Origin of the sequence: Leucobacter sp. USCH14 (assembly GCF_037619215.1) — a bacterium.
Classification (GTDB): domain Bacteria; phylum Actinomycetota; class Actinomycetes; order Actinomycetales; family Microbacteriaceae; genus Leucobacter.
The window spans coordinates 34,049-49,898 of sequence record NZ_JAQPZP010000003.1 but is presented as its reverse complement, the minus strand read 5'-3'; the positions used below and the strand labels follow the sequence as shown (position 1 = coordinate 49,898).

Here is a 15,850-nt window from a genome sequence, read left to right as displayed (position 1 = left end):
CATGGAAATCGGCCTGATCGCAGTCGTCGCCGTGGTCGTGCTCGTCGGGACCTCGATTCTCGGAAGCAAGATCGGCGTCGCCGCCCCACTCCTGCTCGTCATCGTCGGCATCGGCGCCGGGTATCTTCCGTTCATCCCTCCGGTCGAGATCGACCCGGAGATCATCCTCATCGGAGTGCTGCCACCGCTCCTCTACTCGGCCGCGGTCAACGTTCCGCTCGTGGACTTCCGCAGGAATCTGCGTCCCGTCGTCGGGCTCTCCGTACTGCTCGTCATCATCTCCGCCGTGGTCATCGGGTTCGTGCTCCACTGGTTCGTGCCCGCCATTCCGCTGCCTGCTGCAGTTGCGCTGGGCGCCGTCATCAGCCCGACCGATGCGGTCGCCGCGACGTCCATCGGCAAGCGACTCGGCATGCCCGAGCGACTGGTATCGATCCTCGAGGGCGAGAGCCTCGTGAACGACGCGACCTCCCTCGTGCTGCTGAAGACCGCGCTCGCGGCGATAGCGGGCAGTTTCGTCTTCTGGGACGCCGCCGGCTCGTTCGGCTTCTCCGTCATCGCCGCGATCGCGATCGGGCTCGTGATGGGCGTCATCACGGTCTGGATCCGGGCGAAGCTGCGCAACCCGGTCTACGACACCATCATCTCGTTCGTGGTGCCGTTCGTCGCCTTCATGCCCGCCGAAGAACTCGGAGCATCGGGCGTGCTCGCCGTCGTGGTCACGGGTCTCTACACGGGGCACCACGCTGCGAAGCGATTCTCGGCCACCGCCCGCATGAACGAGCGGCTCAACTGGCGCACCGTGCAGTTCGGATTGGAGAACGGCGTCTTCCTCATCATGGGGCTGCAGCTGCACACCCTCCTCGACGAGGTCGATGACACTCAGCTGCAGCTCGAGCACATCGCGCTCGTCGCACTCGGCCTCGTCGCGATCCTCATCCTGCTCCGCGGCCTGTTCATGGTGCCCCTCATCTGGACGATGCGCGGAGACAAGGGGCGGTATCAGCAGCGCAGCGACGGGTTCACGCGCATCCTGACGCGGGCCCGGCGCGCCGAGACCACCGAGCGGCGCCTCCGCAAGCTCGAACTGCTCGAACAGCGATCCCGTGCCGACCTCGCCCACGAGCAGGAGCAGCAGCTCGGATGGCGCGACGGCGTGCTGCTGTCGTGGAGCGGCATGCGCGGCGTCGTCACGCTCGCAGCGGCGCAGTCGATCTCGACCGATGTTCCCTATCGCCCGCAGCTCATTCTGATCGCGTTCGCTGTCGCCGTCGTCACGCTCCTCCTGCACGGCCTCACGCTGCCACTGCTCATCTCGAAGCTGTGGCCCGAGGGCGCGAACGGATCGCGTACCGCCGAACTCCAGTCGCTCGGCCGTGATCTGCTCGAAGCGGCCGATACCGCGCTCGAAGACGAGATCGAGATGGATGCGGAGGCGCAGGACGGCCGGATCGTTCCCGACGACGACGTGGTGAAGCGGGTGCGCGCGACCGCGAAGAGCACGCTCGCTCCGCTCGTGTTCCCGTCGGTCTCCACGGGTTCGACGCAGGCGCAGGTGCAGGAGACGCAGGCGGCGTGCTACCGCCGTCTCGCTCGCACCGTGCTCGACGCTCAACGGGATGCCCTGCTCGAGGAGCGAGCGATCGGCCGCTACAGCTCGCAGGCGCTGCGAGCCGCCGAACTCGCGCTCGATGCGCAGGAGACGAGGATCTCGCCGCCCCTCACGCACTGATCCCCGGGCCGCCGAGACCGGGCGGAGGTCACCCCTGCATGCGCACCGGGTTCTGATGATGGCTGAACACGATGCTCGTGCGCGTCGAGGAGATGGCGGGATGCGCCGAGAGGTGCTCGACGACGAAATCGCGCACGTGGTCGGAGTCTCGCACGGCGAGGTGGATGATGAAGTCCTCGACGCCTCCGAGGAAGAACAGCTGCATCACTTCGGGAAGGCCGCGCAGCTCCTCGGCGAGCTCCGTGATGCGCTGACGGGCACCCGACCGCACGGTGACACTGACGAGCACCTCGAGGTCGAGCCCGATCGCGCGGGGGTCGACGGACGCCGTGAACCCGGTGATGATCTTCCGCGCGACGAGGCTGCGCACGCGCGCGATGCAGGTCGAAGCCGCCACTCCGACCCGTTCGGCGAGCTCCGCATTGGTGATGCGCCCGTTCGCCTGCAATTCGTCGACGATCTTGCGATCCACGTCGTCAAGATCTGCGCCATCACGCAGAATCTTCGAAGTCTCGACCACTTTATCTCGCCTTTCGCTCATATCTCGACCACTTCCGCCGCGCGCACCGAAGAGAATTCAGAGCAACTGCAACTCTGACGAATATACTGCACACTGTAGAGGTTCGACCGCAACGGATCGCGCCGCACGCGGCGGGTCCGCGAGTCGGCATCGCATCAGTACACCGCAGAATCCATTGGAGCTTCTCATGCGCGTCGGTATTCCCACCGAAATCAAGAACAACGAGAACCGCGTCGCGATCACGCAGGCCGGCGTCGTCGAGCTCACTCGTCGCGGGCACGAGGTGCTCGTGCAGGCGGGTGCCGGCATCGGCTCGGCGATCACCGACGACGAGTACGCCGCCGCAGGCGCTCAGATCGTCGAGGGCGCCGAGGACGTCTGGGCGCAGGCCGACATGATCCTCAAGGTCAAGGAGCCCATCGCGGCCGAGTACGACAAGCTGCGCAAGGGCCAGGTGCTCTTCACCTACCTGCACCTCGCAGCCGACAAGACGCTCACCGAGAAGGTGCTCGAGTCGGGCACCACCGCGATCGCGTACGAGACGGTGCAGGCAGGCCGCGCCCTGCCGCTCCTCGCCCCCATGTCGGAGGTCGCCGGTCGACTCTCGGCGCAGGTCGGCGCGTACTCGCTCATGAAGGCCAACGGCGGGCGCGGCGTGCTGCTCGGCGGCGTGACAGCGACGCGCCGCGGCAAGGTCGTCGTGATCGGCGGCGGTGCCGCCGGTGAGCAGGCCGCCCGCATCGCGTTCGGCATGGGTGCAGAGGTGACCGTGATCGACATCTCGATCCCCCGCCTCAAGCAGCTCGAGGACGAATTCGGCGGACGCATCCAGACCCGCACCTCGAACGCGCACAACATCACCGAGTCGCTCAAGGACGCCGATCTGGTCATCGGGTCCGTGCTCATCCCGGGCGAGAAGGCCCCGAAGCTCGTCACCGATGAGATGGTCGCGCAGATGAAGCCGGGTTCTGTGCTCGTCGACATCGCGATCGATCAGGGCGGCTGCTTCGAGAACTCGCGCCCCACGACGCACGACGATCCCACCTTCCAGGTGCACAACTCGATCTACTACTGCGTCGCGAACATGCCCGGTGCCGTTCCCGAGACGTCGACCGCGGCGCTCACCAACGCCACGCTTCCCTACGTCGTCGCGCTCGCCGACAAGGGCTGGGTCGCGGCGCTGCAGGCCGACGAGTCGCTCGCGAAGGGCCTCAACGCACACGACGGCGTGCTGACGTTCAAGGGCGTCGCCGACGCGTTCCCCGAGCTCGCCTACTCGAGCATCGACGAGGTGCTCGCCGCCAACGCGTAACCCGCGCGGCTGCGCGCTCCGCCGTGCTGAGCGGCTCCGCGGAGCGCGTACCCTGGAACTCATGGATTTGAAGTTCTCATTCGGAGGGGCGTCGCCCGATCATCACCACGATGACGGGGGCGCCCCTTCGGGCATTCCCCTCCCCTTCACGACCGTGGCGCCGGGCTCGAACAGCACCGAGCTCGAGGCGATTGCGCGCCGCGACGGAGCACTCGTCGTGGGCGAGGTCGTGACCGGCGACGGCGTCACGTACGCGCGCGCGGAGGTATCGCTGCGCGACGGGACTCCTGACACTGCGGCACTCTCCAAGGCCGCGCGCTCTGCGCTCGCCCGCGCCATCGCGACGCTCGAGGGCCCGCTCGCCGAATCGGTGCGATCGGTCGTGTTCTCGCTGGGCGGCGACTCGCGGAGTGTCGTGCAATCGCTCGGGATCGCGGATCTCGATGCACCCGCCGTCGACGAGGCCCTGCAGCGCCGCATCGGCGTTGCCGCCGGTACCCCGATTCGCATCGACGGGTGACCGCGGGAGCGGGGTCACTTTCCGTGGATGTCGGTGGAGCAACACGCACAGAAAGTGACCCCTCTCGCAGATCTCGGCGCGCGGCTGGGGTCGGGGCCGGGCGCGGCCGGCATCCGCACCGGTGCTAGCGAGACCCCTGGAACCGGATGATGCGGTCGAGCGCCTCGGCGACCGCGGGTTCACCCGCGGCGTACGAGAGGCGCACGGCTCGCGAACCGGAGACCGGATCGAAGTCGACCCCCGGCACGACCGCGACGTCGGCTTCCGCGAGCAGACGCCCTGCGTAGTCGACCGAGTCCGCGAAACGGTCGAGCTGCGGCCCGAGCTCCGAGTAGTAGTAGAACGCGCCGTCCGAAGGAGCGGCGACGCCCCAGTCGAGCGCCGGCTCCGCGTCGAGGATGAGCCGCCGCGCACGCCCGAACCCGGCGACGATCGCATCGCGCTCGGCGTACGACTCGTCGGTGAAGGCGGAGAGCGCGAGCTCCTGGGCGGGAGCCGGCGGCGAGAGTGCGAAGTTCGAGGCGAGGGCCTCGAACGGTGCGACGAGGGAGTCGGGCAGGAGCGCCCATCCGAGTCGCCACCCCGTCATCCCCCAGTACTTCGAGAAGGAGTTGATGACGATCGCCTCGGGGTCGAGTTCTCGGGCGGTCGCACCACGGCGATCCGCGCCGTCGTCGCCGAAGGTGATGCCGTGGTAGATCTCGTCGCTCACGAGGCGCACTCCTCGCAGCGAGCACCAGGCCACGAGAGCCGTCAGCGCGGCTCGATCCAGCATCGTGCCCGTGGGATTCGCCGGAGACGCGAGCACGAGACCGGCGAGATCGCCGTGTTCGGAGACCGCTGCATCGAGCAGCGCCGGCGTCGGTTGATACCGGGTGTCGGGTCCCGTCGGAATCTCGATGACGTCGACGCCGAGCGCGGTGAGGATGTTGCGGTACGCGGGGTACCCGGGGCTCGCGAGGGCGACTCGGTCTCCCGGGTCGAATGCCGCGAGGAACGCGAGCTGGAATGCTCCGGACGACCCGGTGGTGATGGCGACGGTCGCCGGATCGACCTCGACCCCGTACCACTGCCGGTAGTGCCCGGCGACGGCCTCGCGCAGCGGGAATGTGCCGAGGGGCCCCGTGTACCCGGCCGGCTGCAGCGTACCGGGAACGGCGCGGGCGCTCGGCTCGCCGGCGCAGAGCGAGACGACGTCGTGACCGCCGGCCCTGCGGCGGGCGATCTCATCGGTGATCCGCATGACCTCGAAGGCGGGAATGCCGGATCTGCGCGAAACGCGCGGCGGCACGGCCACCGACCGCACGGACGTCTCCCCGGGGGTCTCCTTCGCGGCTCGCGGTGGCAGCGGGTTCGACGGCGGCGTCTTGATGGGCCCTCCTGGATTCACCATGACTCCACGTTAGCGGCGTGGGCCCGTTCCACAAGGCGCAGATACCCGGAGAGCGCGGCGACCCCTTCCGCGCTCGTCGGCAGCCCCTCGCCGAGGCGGTCGGACGAGATGAGATGGGCTGCCCACTGGGCGCGGCTGATGGCGACATTCAGTCGATTCCGCATGAGCAGGAACTCGAGCCCGCGCGGCACATCCGCGGCGCTCGAGGCGGCGAGCGTCACGATCGCGACGACCGCCTCCTGACCTTGAAATCTGTCGACGGTGCCGACCCGCACGTCGCCGAGGCCCGCGCGCTCGAGCTCGCGCGAGACGCATTCGACCTGGGCGTTGTACGGCGCGACGACGATCAGGTCTGCGGGAGCCAGCGGGCGTTCGCCGCTGCTCGCCGTCCGCAGCGTTGCGCCGAGCAACCGGCGGGCCACCTTCACGACATGCAAGGCCTCCTCTTCGGAATGGGTCGAGTTCCCGTGGTGCGTCAGCCCGTGCCAGTGCAGGCCGGGCGCACCGCCACCGTCCACCTCGCGCTCCGAAGCGCTCGGGTGCGCGTGCAGGCGCCCCTCGTAGGCCAGTTCGGAAACCACGTCTGCGAGTTCCGGCCGCATGCGCCGTGTCTCAGCGAGGAAGTACCCGAGACCGTCGGGAATCGTCTCGTGCTCACCGAGCAGCCACCCCAGCGCAGAGGTGTCGACGGGCTCGGGGTGGGAGCCCTGCGAGACCTGCGGCAGCTGCTGCGGATCTCCGAGCAGGAGCAGCCGTCGCGCGGCGACCGAGGCGGCGATTGTCGGAGCCAGTGAGAATTGACCGGCCTCGTCGACGACGAGCAGGTCGAGCTCGTGCCGAGCCACGCGTTCCTCGTTGCTGAAATCCCAGGCGGTGCCTCCGATCACGGAGCCGCGTGCAGCGCGCCGGTGGCCCGCGAGAAACGACGCCTGGCCTCCGCTGCGCAGCACCGTGTAGGGCGCTGTCGCCGTTTCGGCCGGGTCGGCTCCGCGCTGCGCCGCCTTTCCGACCTGCGAGGGTGCCAATCCGGCTTGCACGACGCCGGTGAGCACGTTCTCGACGACCCGATGAGACTGAGCGACGACCCCGATCGTCCAGCCGTCCTCTTCGACGAGACGCCTGATGACTCGGGCTGCGAGGTAGGTCTTGCCGGTACCGGGCGGCCCCTGCACCGCGAGCGCGGAGCGTTCGAGCTGCCGCAGGGAGGCGATGACCGCGCCGATGCGACGAGCATCGGGATCATGGCTGGCTGCGGCGAGCGCCTCCTCCGAACCGGGAGCGCTCAGCGCACGACCGCCGACGAGGCGGGGCTTCTCGCGGCGGAGCAGATCGACCGCGGGATCGGCGGGAAACGCGCCGTGATCCAGAGCTCGGGCGAGCGCGGCTCCCCACTCCTCGATCGCACCCTTCTGCGCCCCGGCTCGCGGTGGGGGTCCGGGCGTCAGGGCGATCGGGAGGTCGTTGTACTGATCGACCTTCGCCGGCAGCGTCTCCTGAATCGTCGCGCCGTCGTCGCGGGCCTCCACGATCTTGACCTGCCGTGCCCCGCGGGATCCGGGAGCTGAGCCGTACTGAGGGAACGGGGACGGGTGCGCGTACAGCGCGAACACGTCGCCGTCCTCTCGGAAGCGCGACCCGGGAGCGGCCTCGCCTCCGAGCCGAACCAGCCGCCGTTCGGCACGCGCACGCGGCGGCACGTGCCAGGTCGACTCGACACGACTCGCGTCAGGATCGACGATGAGCACGTCCCGTGTATCGGCCCAGTCCTCGACGGGGTCGACCAGTCTCGCGAAGTGCGCCCACCAGAACGACTTCTGCTCCCGTTCGTGATAGTCGATAGCGCTCGCAGCGATCGCGGCAGCAGCGCGTTCGCCCGGCCGGCCCTGCTCCGCGAACGCGACGGCGTGCTCGGCGAGCCGGGCGCCCGTGCGGCTCAGCTCGAGGTGGGGCCCGCTCTCCGGCGACGGGGGCTCGGGCGCGTACGGTACGACGCCGTGCTGCTCGGCGATCCGGAGCAGCCAATCGCGCAATCGCGCTGTGGACACGCAGTCGTATCGGTTGTAGTCGCCGATCGCATCCATCCGCCGCTGCCCTTCGGCGCGCACTGCCGCGTCATCGGAGTCGAGCTGAGCACTCGCCTCGGCGTACTCGGTCACCGACTGCGCGCCGCTCGTGACGCCGTCGGCGTCGCGCAGCTCATCGCCCATGTACAGGGGCTCGAGCTTCTTGATCGAGTAGGAGCGGGCGCCGACGCGGATCGCGGCGCGCACGATCGGGTACAGGTCGACGAGCACGTGCTCGCGGAGCAGGGCGTCGACCTCCGCTTCGCCGACGCCGTGACGAGCGGCGATGGAGGCGAGGTGCGTGCGTTCGTAGGCGGCGTAGTGGAAGATCTTCATGCCGGGATAGCGCCGGCGCCGCTCGGCGACGAGCGCGAGGAACTGCTCGAGCGCCCGCCGCTCCTCCGCGAGGTCGTGCGCCCAGATCGCGGTGAATCGCTCTTCGGCATCCACCATGCCGAAGAGGTAGTCGATGCCCCACTGCGCCGTGTGGTCGGGCCCCGGCGCCCGGAACAGCGGGTCGCCCTCGAAATCGAAGAAGAGGTCTCCCGGGTTCGGCGCGGGAATCGCTGCGAGCGCTTCGGGCCGGGTGACGGTGAACGGCGGAGGGGATGCTGCGTGCGCCTCGGACTGCCGCTGCTGGAGGTGCGCCTGCTCGACGAGGCGCAGGAGCACCGCGGCCGGCAGCCCGGGCATCTGCACGGCACCGGAGCGAACCGCGTCGAAGCACCCGGCGACGCGGTCGAGCGTGTCGAACCCGGCTGCGATGAGCGCCTCGCGCTGCGTCGCGCGGATGCCTGCGATGAGCAGCGGGTCTCGCGTACGCTCGACCTCCGGCGTGCATACTTCGCATCGCCCGCACGCGACGATTCCCGGCGCTCGCCACGCGACCGGCGCCGCGTGTTCACGGACTCCGTCGGGGCCCACCGCTCGGAAGCGCTCAGCGATCAGCGCGTGCATGCGCGAACGGCGTGCGCGAAACACCGGTGCGATGTCCGAGATGCGATGCCGCGACTCCGCCCCGTCGCCCAGAATCAGCACCGCCGTCTCCGACACGGGCACGTCGACGCGTTCGAGCTGCTCGGCGTAGGCCGCGAGCTGCATCAGCGCCGTCACCTTTGCGCGTCGCGCGAGCTTCGTGTCCTGCACCTCGTACCGACCGTCGGCGAGGCGGAGCAGGAAGTCGGCGAACCCGACGAAGCCGATCTCGGGGCCGTCGCCCTCTGCAAGCTGCTGCTGCGGATCGAAGAAGGTCGCCTGGAAGACGACCTCGGCTCCGCCCACGAGTGCCGTCACCGTCTCGTACGCCGCAGCACCGAGGCCTTCGGCCGACATCGACTCCGGCCGCGGCATGGAGACCACGCCCCCCGCCGAACCGACGGCACCGGCGCCGAGCCGATCGATGTACGCAGCGAGTACGCGATCCTCGTGCGCATCGCCGAGCCGGGCAGCGCGACGCAGCATCGGATCGTCGTCCGGCGGCACGACGACGTCGCGCCCGAGCTTCGCGTCGAGCCGTCGCAGGAACGCGAACTCGCACTGACTCGCCGCGGTGAGATCGCTTGCGCTGGTGACGACGCGCCGTCCGGACCCGTCTGGCCGATCCTGCACGAACATGCGCGCTCCCTTCGTCGATACCGCGGCTGCCGCCGGCCTAGTGGACCGCGCGGCGTTCGACACCGACGCTACCGGGTACCACCGACAGAGCCGCGCCGGCGGCCGCGCACGTTCCGCGAAACGACGACTAGAGGCGCGCGAGCGACGCGATGTCCTCGAGAAACGCGTCCTGCTGCTCCGCCGACACCGTGGCGCGCGTGACGGAGAGCGCCGCCGTGTAGTCGTCGGTCGTGAGGTCCGTGCGAGAGGTCTCAGATGCTGCCGCGGCGGCCGCATCCTCTCCGCCGCGAAGCACGCGCGCGAGGGCATCCTGCGACGCGCGTCTCGCCGCGTACTCGATATCCGCCGGGGTGAGGCCCTCGCTGACCCGCACCAGCTGCGCGAAATCGATCGACGGCGATACGCTCGCCGGAACGTACCGGCGCCAGATCGCCTCGCGCGCCTCCGCGTCGGGCAGCCCGATCGGCAGCACGTAGTCGAAGCGGCCGTGCCGCAGGAACGCGGCGTCGAGGGCGCGCACGAAGTTCGTCGCGCAGACGAGCAGCATGCCCTCGCGATCACGGAAATCCGCCACGACTTTGAGCAGCTCGTTGGTCACCCCCTGCGTCGGCGTCGGCGGATCGCTCCGCTGCGACGCGATCTCCTCCACCTCGTCGATGAACACGACGCCGTGCTCCAGCTCCGCGATCTGCTCGAACACGGCCCGCAGGGAGGAGGCCATGCTCGTCGCGCCATCCCCGAGACGCGACGGGAAGACCTCGATGAACGGCCAGTCGAGGCGCGAGGCGACGGCCTTCGCGAAGGTCGTCTTCCCAGTACCGGGAGGCCCGAACAGCATCACGGCGTGCGGCGGCACGACTCCGTACCGGTCGGCGAGGTCGGGCCTCGCCAAAGGTGCGACGAGACGCTCCTCGAGCAGCCGCTTCTCGTGTCGCATGCCCGCGACCTGCTCCCAGAGATGGCGGGGCAGGATCCGACCGCCCAGATCCTTGAGCAGCTCGAGCTCGCGCCGCTGCACGGGCATCTGGCGCTCGAGATAGCGCAGGTTGTGCTGCAGTTGGAAGCCGTTCGAGGTGAGCAGATCGATGCGGCTGCTCTCTGGAGTGAGCACGGAGAGCGTGCCGAGACCGAGCGGAGCCATCTTCCGTTCGAGCGCATCGAGCAGAGCTCCCGAGGTGTTATCGCTGCGCGCGTCCTCCTCGACGCCGAAGAAGACGATCCATCCCTGCGCGTGCGCGGCGCGGCCGACCGCCGCGGCCACCACGTGGTCGTCGCGGACCGCCACCACCGCGTGATCCTCGCGGCACGACGCAGTGACCTCGGCGAGCGAGTACACCGGTTGCTCCGACGAGGAGTGCGCTTCCCACCACAGACGCACCACCGCGTCGAGATCGTCGTCGTGGAAATCGCGTATCGTGATCCGTCCCATGGCCTCATGCTGGCAGAGGGGCGCGGTGAGCGGAGGCTTCGACGTCACAAAAGGTGCGAAAGTTCACGGCATTTTTCTCGCGTGAGAAAACGGGACTCCTCCGACCGCTCCCAGCCGGACCCGCTAAGCTTGCGGTTGCGAGTCGGCCGAGCCGGCTCGTGCGTCGCTGATGCTCAGCAGGCGGCGGTCGAAACCTCGACTCGCCGAGCCTCCGACTCTCCGCGGCGAACGGATGCGCAACCGCGCACTCGCCGATTCAGCCGCGATGCCGCGCGTCACACCTGTCAGAGCCGCACGCTCGAGGCTCGACGACGGCTCGCGCTCGTGCATGAAAGGTCCCCGTGACCGAACAGACCTCCTCCCCGACGCCCTCCTTCCTGGACCTCGGTGTCCCCGCACCCATTGCGGACGCGCTCGCCAAGAACGGCAAGTCCGCACCGTTCCCGATCCAGCGCGACACGCTCCCCGACACGCTCGCCGGGCGCGGTGTGCTCGGCCGCGGCCGCACCGGCTCGGGCAAGACGATCGCCTTCGGCATCCCCCTCGTCGCCAACCTGGCGGACGACGCGGCGAAGAAGCGGCGCCCCAGCCGCCCGCGCGCCGTCGTGCTCGCACCGACGCGCGAACTCGTCACCCAGATCGCCGAGACGCTGAAGATGCTCGCCGACCCCATGGGCGTCAAGGTCACCACCATCTTCGGAGGCGTGCCCCAGCGCCGTCAGGAAGTCGCGCTCGAAGGCGGCGTCGACATCGTCGTGGCTGCGCCCGGCCGCCTCGACGACCTGATGAAGCAGCGCCTCGTCGATCTCGGATCGGTGGAGATCACCGTCCTCGACGAAGCCGACCACATGGCCGACATGGGCTTCCTGCCCGTTGTCACGCGCATTCTGAATGCGACGCCGAAGCAGGGCCAGCGCCTGCTCTTCAGCGCGACCCTCGACAACGGCGTGGACAACGTCGTGAAGAAGTACCTCCACAACCCGATCCTGCACTCGGTCGACTCCGCCGAGTCGCCCGTGCCGCAGCTCACGCACCACGTGTTCGAGGTCGCCGGGAAGGAGCAGAAGGACGCACTCATCGAGGCCCTCGCATCGGGCACCGCGCGCCGCATCTTCTTCACGCGCATGAAGCACCAGGCGAAGAAGCTCGCGAAGCAGCTCACGGCCGCCGGCATCCCCGCCGTCGAGCTGCAGGGCAACCTCTCGCAGAATGCGCGAGACCGCAACCTCGCCGAGTTCGTCAGCGGCGAGGCGCGCGTGCTCGTCGCCACCGACGTCGCGGCACGTGGAGTGCACGTCGACGGCGTCGACCTCGTCGTGCACATCGACCCGCCCGTCGAGCACAAGGCGTACCTGCACCGCTCCGGCCGCACCGCGCGAGCGGGCAACGAGGGCGACGTCGTCACCCTGGTGCTGCCCGAGCAGCGCGGTGAGATGCGCCAGATCATGCGCGCCGCGAAGATCCGCGTCACGCCGCGCCCGGTGAACCCGAGCGCTGCGAACATCGACCCCGAAGTGCTCGCGCTCATCGGCGAGGTCGCTCCCCGAGTCGATCCGCGCGAGACCGAGCGCAAGCGCGCGGCCGCTCAGGTCGCTCAGCAGCGTGCGGCGGGTCACAACCCCCCGGGCGAGGGTTCGAGCACGGGAGCGAACGCCAAGCGCAAGCGCTCACGCGGTGGGCGCGGTCGCGGTGCCGGATCGGCGGGCTCCGGGCAGCGGCAGTCGCACGACGGCCAGCAGCGCCGCGCTTCCGGGCAGAGCCAGAGTTCGGGCAATCAGGGCGGCGCCGGCGGTCAGCGCCGCGGCGGCCAGGTCGGTCAGCAGCAGGGCGGCCAGGGCCAGGGGGGCCAGTCGCGTCAGGGTTCCGGCTCGGGTGCCGAGGGCGGCCGTCGTCGCTCGGGCCGGCGCGCGCAGAGCTCGGGCGGCACGGTCTACTCCACGAGCAGCACCAGCCGCTGACCCGCACGAACTCCCGGGTGCGAAACTGCCGGGCGGAGGCGTCGTTCGATGCTCCGCCCGGCAGTGCTGCATCTCCGCGCGACGTGCGCAGGCTCCGGGCGCGACATGCGCCCCGCACGGCCGACACCTCGGATTCGCTCGTTCTTCATGGAAACGACGCGCGGATCAGTAGGCGAGACGCTCGAAAATCGCCGATCTCACGCATATAATCGCCTGATGGGCTTGTATCGTGATCTGGGGAGCAACCCCGGCGTCTTCCGCGTGTTGGGGTCGCAGCTCATGGCTCGCTTCCCCTTCGGAATGCTGTCCATCATCGTGCTGCTCCACATCCAGTTGGCATACGGCGACTACACCTCGGCCGGCATCGTACTCGCATCGCAGAGCGTCGGTCAGGCGGTATCCGGGCCCCTGAGCAGTCGACTGATGGGCAGGTGGGGCATGCGCCCCGTGCTCACCGTGACGTCGATCGCCTGCTCCGTGCTCCTCGTCGTGATCGCGATCGTGCACCTTCCGCTGCCCATCGTCACCGCGATCGCACTGCTCGTCGGATTGACGACTCCCCCGATCACTCCCGCCGTGCGCACGATGTACCCCAAGCTCGTGCCGGGCAAGCAGCTGCAGGCCCTCTTCTCGCTGGACGCCGCGGCGCAGGAGATCATCTGGGTCATCGGCCCGGTCGTCGCCGTCTTCGTCACGTCGCAGTTCAGCACCGCCGCCGGTCTGTGCGTCGCCGCCGCGTTCATGCTGCTCGGCGGTGCGTGGTTCATCTCGAGCCCCGCGCTCGGCAAGGTGAAGCTGCTGCCGTCCAAGCGCGGCCTCGGGGCGGTGCTGCGCTACCCCACGGTCGTGATCGGCACCATCATCAGCTTCTTCTTCGTCGCATCATTCGCTGCGATCGAAGCGGGCATCGTCGCCGCGTTCGTCGGCCCGAACGGCGGTCACGGAAGCATCGAATCGGGCATCGTCCTCGCGATCTTCGCCGGCGGCTCGCTCGTCGGCGGTCTCCTCATCGGCCACCGCGAGATGCGCCCGTGGTCGCCCGCGCTTCGCATCCTCGTCGTGCTCGCCGGCACCGCTGCGTGCCTCGTCAGCCTGAACATCTGGTGGCTCTGCGTCGTCCTCTTCATCGGCGGCCTGGGCACTGCGCCGACATTCGCCGCGGTCTCGAACATAGTGAGCTCCACCGTCCGCTTCTCGGAGACCGCCGAGGCGTACGGCTGGATCGGCACGGGCACACTCGTCGGCGTCGCGACGGGTTCCGCCCTCGCGGGCGTCGCCATCGACCTGGGAGGTGCGCACGGCGCGATCCTCGTGTCGGCCGGGCTCCTCGTCGTGTGCGCGATCATCGCGCTCGCAACGCTGCGCTGGATGCCGGACCTCAAGGGCCGCTCCATCGAGCCTCCGCCTGAGACCGGCACGCTCACGATTCCGCTTCCGTAGGGGCGGCTCGATCGCTGCGCTGCGGGTTTCGCTCCGCAGGCGCCGCAGTTACGACGCGGTCGACACCGGCGCTTCGGGAGCCACCTCGCTGAAGTCGAGCGCCCGCGCAAGAATGCGCTCAGCGGCTCTTCGCCCGGAGTAGAGCGCCGCGGTGACGGTCGCGGGATCCTCCATCCACGTCGCCTCGCCGGCGAGGTGAAGCACGCCGGCGGATCCCTTCCCACCTCCGAGGGGCGTCGCGAGGACCTCGTGATCCTCGGCCCGCGATCCGACCGTCATGAACGCGTACGAACCCCGCGAATAGGGGTCGTCCCGCCAGCGCGAGACATGCACGGTCTCCGGATCCGTGACTGCGACACCGTACATCTCCCGCAGCGCGGCGAGCACCGATGCGGCGATCTCCTCGTCGCTCCACTCGCGCGTCGCTCGAGCGCACGGGCCTGCGGCGAACGTCAGCAGCGTCGGCACGCCGTGCAGTTCGGTGAGGTCGTACCAGGAGTGCCACCACTGCGCCGTGGGCCCCTGACGCCGGATGGCGTACACGCCCTCGTCCCAGAACCGTTCAGGGAACCGCAGGAACACCTTCTCGAAATCGTTCATCTCGAGGCCCGCGAGCGCGGAGGCCACCGGATCGGGCAGGGCGGGTTCGAACTCGAGATCGCCGGATTTGAGCACGCCGACCGGAACGGTCACCACGACGTGATCGGCGGCGAAGGCACCCTGCTCCGTCTCCACCGTCGCCCCGGAATCCGACCACACCACTCGCCTGACGACGTGCCCGAGCCGCACGTCGAGCTCCTCGGCGAGGCCGCGCGCGAGCGCGTCGTAACCGCCCGGGAAGACCACTTCGTCCCCGTCGACCTGATCGTCATCCAGGCCGTGCGCATCGAGACGCTCCGCAGCTGCGCCGTACTGCTCCTCGGCACGATGCCGCAGGAACTCCCGCACTCGGGCCGCGCGCTCGTCCTCCCAGTCGAACTCGGCGAGCGCACGATCGATGGCGTCGGCATACGAGGACCCCTCGACCGCGACCTCGATCACCGCGTCGAGCACGGCGTCGACCTCGCGCACGTCGGCGACGAATCGGGCCGAAGCGGCGGCGTCGAGTCGAGATCCGTCGGGCCCGTAGTTCGCGATCGGCCGCCCGTCCGGCTGATAGCTGCCCACGGTGAATTCGATCGCGTGCATGTCGAACGCTCGGGTCAGGCTGTACAGCGCGTTGTCATCGATGCCGTGGATCCAGGATGCGCCGATATCGGTAATGACGCCGTCGGCGTGCTCACTGTACGTGCGGCCGCCGACCCGATTCCGCGCTTCGAGCACGACCACATGTCGACCATTCGCCGCGAGAAATCTCGCAGCCGTCAGGCCGGAGACCCCGGCTCCGACGACCACCGTGTCGAATCGCTCCATCGTGACCTCCCGACGCTCGCCTGGAGACTCGGTTCGCCCCCTCGGTCTCCTTCAGCGTAGCCGAGACCGCCCCAGGCGCGTGCGGGATCGGCGTCGTCCTGCGCAGCGGCGAGCGAGTCGAGCCGCGCGCAGAGCTCGCGCTCGTGCCGCGCATGCGCGGTACGGCGCCCGAGCCATGGAGCGAGGAGGCGTGTGACCGCCGGCATCATGACGAGGCACATGACCGGCGCGACGACGGTGACCACGATCGCCGACCGGGCGGGCAACGACACGCCGCCCCACCACGGCAGCATCGTGATGACCCACGACGTGGCGACGTTGACCGGGTACATGCCGATCCAGATCGACACGACCTTCTTCCACTGCAGCCGCTCTCCCATGCTCATATTCCAGGGCATGCGCGTTACGGCGCGGTCACGAGAGGAGCGCAGCTCCGTGACCGCGCCGTAACGGATC

The 15,850-nt window shown here is 69.4% G+C and carries 11 protein-coding genes; 5 read left to right on the top strand and 6 right to left on the bottom strand.

Annotation, left to right across the window (positions count from 1 at the left end; all coding sequences use genetic code 11):
- Window position 1: 1 nt before the first annotated feature.
- Entirely contained in the window at window positions 2-1,732 is a 1,731-nt protein-coding gene (locus PQI23_RS04355; RefSeq protein ID WP_339971907.1) for a cation:proton antiporter, read from the top strand.
- A 28-nt stretch (window positions 1,733-1,760) separates the two neighbouring features.
- Here the strand turns inward: PQI23_RS04355 and PQI23_RS04350 are convergent, their stop codons facing one another.
- Window positions 1,761-2,252 carry an Lrp/AsnC family transcriptional regulator gene (locus PQI23_RS04350; protein WP_339971905.1) on the bottom strand — a complete coding sequence of 164 codons (492 nt, stop codon included), beginning with the start codon at window positions 2,250-2,252 and terminating at the stop codon, window positions 1,761-1,763.
- 187 nt (window positions 2,253-2,439) lie between these two features.
- Here PQI23_RS04350 and ald point away from each other — a divergent pair, with 187 nt between their 5' ends.
- The gene (ald, locus tag PQI23_RS04345) at window positions 2,440-3,564 is read left to right on the top strand and encodes an alanine dehydrogenase (protein WP_339971903.1); all 1,125 of its coding nucleotides are present in this window, start codon (window positions 2,440-2,442) and stop codon (window positions 3,562-3,564) included.
- A 61-nt stretch (window positions 3,565-3,625) separates the two neighbouring features.
- The gene (locus PQI23_RS04340; protein WP_339971901.1) at window positions 3,626-4,084 is read left to right on the top strand and encodes a hypothetical protein; all 459 of its coding nucleotides are present in this window, start codon (window positions 3,626-3,628) and stop codon (window positions 4,082-4,084) included.
- 124 nt (window positions 4,085-4,208) lie between these two features.
- Here PQI23_RS04340 and PQI23_RS04335 read toward each other — a convergent pair whose 3' ends face one another.
- From PQI23_RS04335 to PQI23_RS04325, 3 genes are all read right to left on the bottom strand, one after another.
- Window positions 4,209-5,477, bottom strand: coding sequence for a pyridoxal phosphate-dependent aminotransferase (locus PQI23_RS04335; protein ID WP_339971899.1), 1,269 nt, complete (start codon window positions 5,475-5,477; stop codon window positions 4,209-4,211).
- Entirely contained in the window at window positions 5,471-9,154 is a 3,684-nt protein-coding gene (locus PQI23_RS04330; protein ID WP_339971897.1) for a TM0106 family RecB-like putative nuclease, read from the bottom strand. Before PQI23_RS04330 ends, PQI23_RS04335 begins: the two co-directional genes overlap by 7 nt.
- 127 nt (window positions 9,155-9,281) lie before the next feature.
- The gene (locus PQI23_RS04325; RefSeq protein WP_339971896.1) at window positions 9,282-10,583 is read right to left on the bottom strand and encodes an ATP-binding protein; all 1,302 of its coding nucleotides are present in this window, start codon (window positions 10,581-10,583) and stop codon (window positions 9,282-9,284) included.
- A 341-nt stretch (window positions 10,584-10,924) separates the two neighbouring features.
- Here PQI23_RS04325 and PQI23_RS04320 point away from each other — a divergent pair, with 341 nt between their 5' ends.
- Both PQI23_RS04320 and PQI23_RS04315 read left to right on the top strand, forming a co-directional pair.
- The gene (locus PQI23_RS04320) at window positions 10,925-12,541 is read left to right on the top strand and encodes a DEAD/DEAH box helicase (RefSeq protein WP_339971894.1); all 1,617 of its coding nucleotides are present in this window, start codon (window positions 10,925-10,927) and stop codon (window positions 12,539-12,541) included.
- A gap of 216 nt (window positions 12,542-12,757) precedes the next feature.
- Window positions 12,758-13,981 carry an MFS transporter gene (locus PQI23_RS04315; protein WP_339971892.1) on the top strand — a complete coding sequence of 408 codons (1,224 nt, stop codon included), beginning with the start codon at window positions 12,758-12,760 and terminating at the stop codon, window positions 13,979-13,981.
- Window positions 13,982-14,029: 48 nt separating this feature from the next.
- Here the strand turns inward: PQI23_RS04315 and PQI23_RS04310 are convergent, their stop codons facing one another.
- Complete coding sequence (locus PQI23_RS04310; RefSeq protein ID WP_339971890.1) at window positions 14,030-15,394, bottom strand: flavin monoamine oxidase family protein; 1,365 nt, start codon at window positions 15,392-15,394, stop codon at window positions 14,030-14,032.
- Window positions 15,346-15,774: a hypothetical protein gene (locus PQI23_RS04305; protein WP_339971888.1), complete on the bottom strand. Its 429-nt coding sequence runs from the start codon at window positions 15,772-15,774 to the stop codon at window positions 15,346-15,348. Before PQI23_RS04305 ends, PQI23_RS04310 begins: the two co-directional genes overlap by 49 nt.
- Window positions 15,775-15,850 lie beyond the last annotated feature (76 nt).

Excerpts from the sequence above, each read along its gene's own strand:
- PQI23_RS04355 (WP_339971907.1), top strand. The coding sequence starts at position 2 with ATGGAAATCGGCCTGATCGCAGTCGTCGCCGTGGTCGTGCTCGTCGGG.
- ald (WP_339971903.1), top strand. The coding sequence starts at position 2,440 with ATGCGCGTCGGTATTCCCACCGAAATCAAGAACAACGAGAACCGCGTC.
- PQI23_RS04340 (WP_339971901.1), top strand. The coding sequence starts at position 3,626 with ATGGATTTGAAGTTCTCATTCGGAGGGGCGTCGCCCGATCATCACCAC.
- PQI23_RS04335 (WP_339971899.1), bottom strand. The coding sequence starts at position 5,477 with ATGGTGAATCCAGGAGGGCCCATCAAGACGCCGCCGTCGAACCCGCTG.
- PQI23_RS04330 (WP_339971897.1), bottom strand. The coding sequence starts at position 9,154 with ATGTTCGTGCAGGATCGGCCAGACGGGTCCGGACGGCGCGTCGTCACC.
- PQI23_RS04325 (WP_339971896.1), bottom strand. The coding sequence starts at position 10,583 with ATGGGACGGATCACGATACGCGATTTCCACGACGACGATCTCGACGCG.
- PQI23_RS04315 (WP_339971892.1), top strand. The coding sequence starts at position 12,758 with ATGGGCTTGTATCGTGATCTGGGGAGCAACCCCGGCGTCTTCCGCGTG.
- PQI23_RS04310 (WP_339971890.1), bottom strand. The coding sequence starts at position 15,394 with ATGGAGCGATTCGACACGGTGGTCGTCGGAGCCGGGGTCTCCGGCCTG.
- PQI23_RS04305 (WP_339971888.1), bottom strand. The coding sequence starts at position 15,774 with ATGGGAGAGCGGCTGCAGTGGAAGAAGGTCGTGTCGATCTGGATCGGC.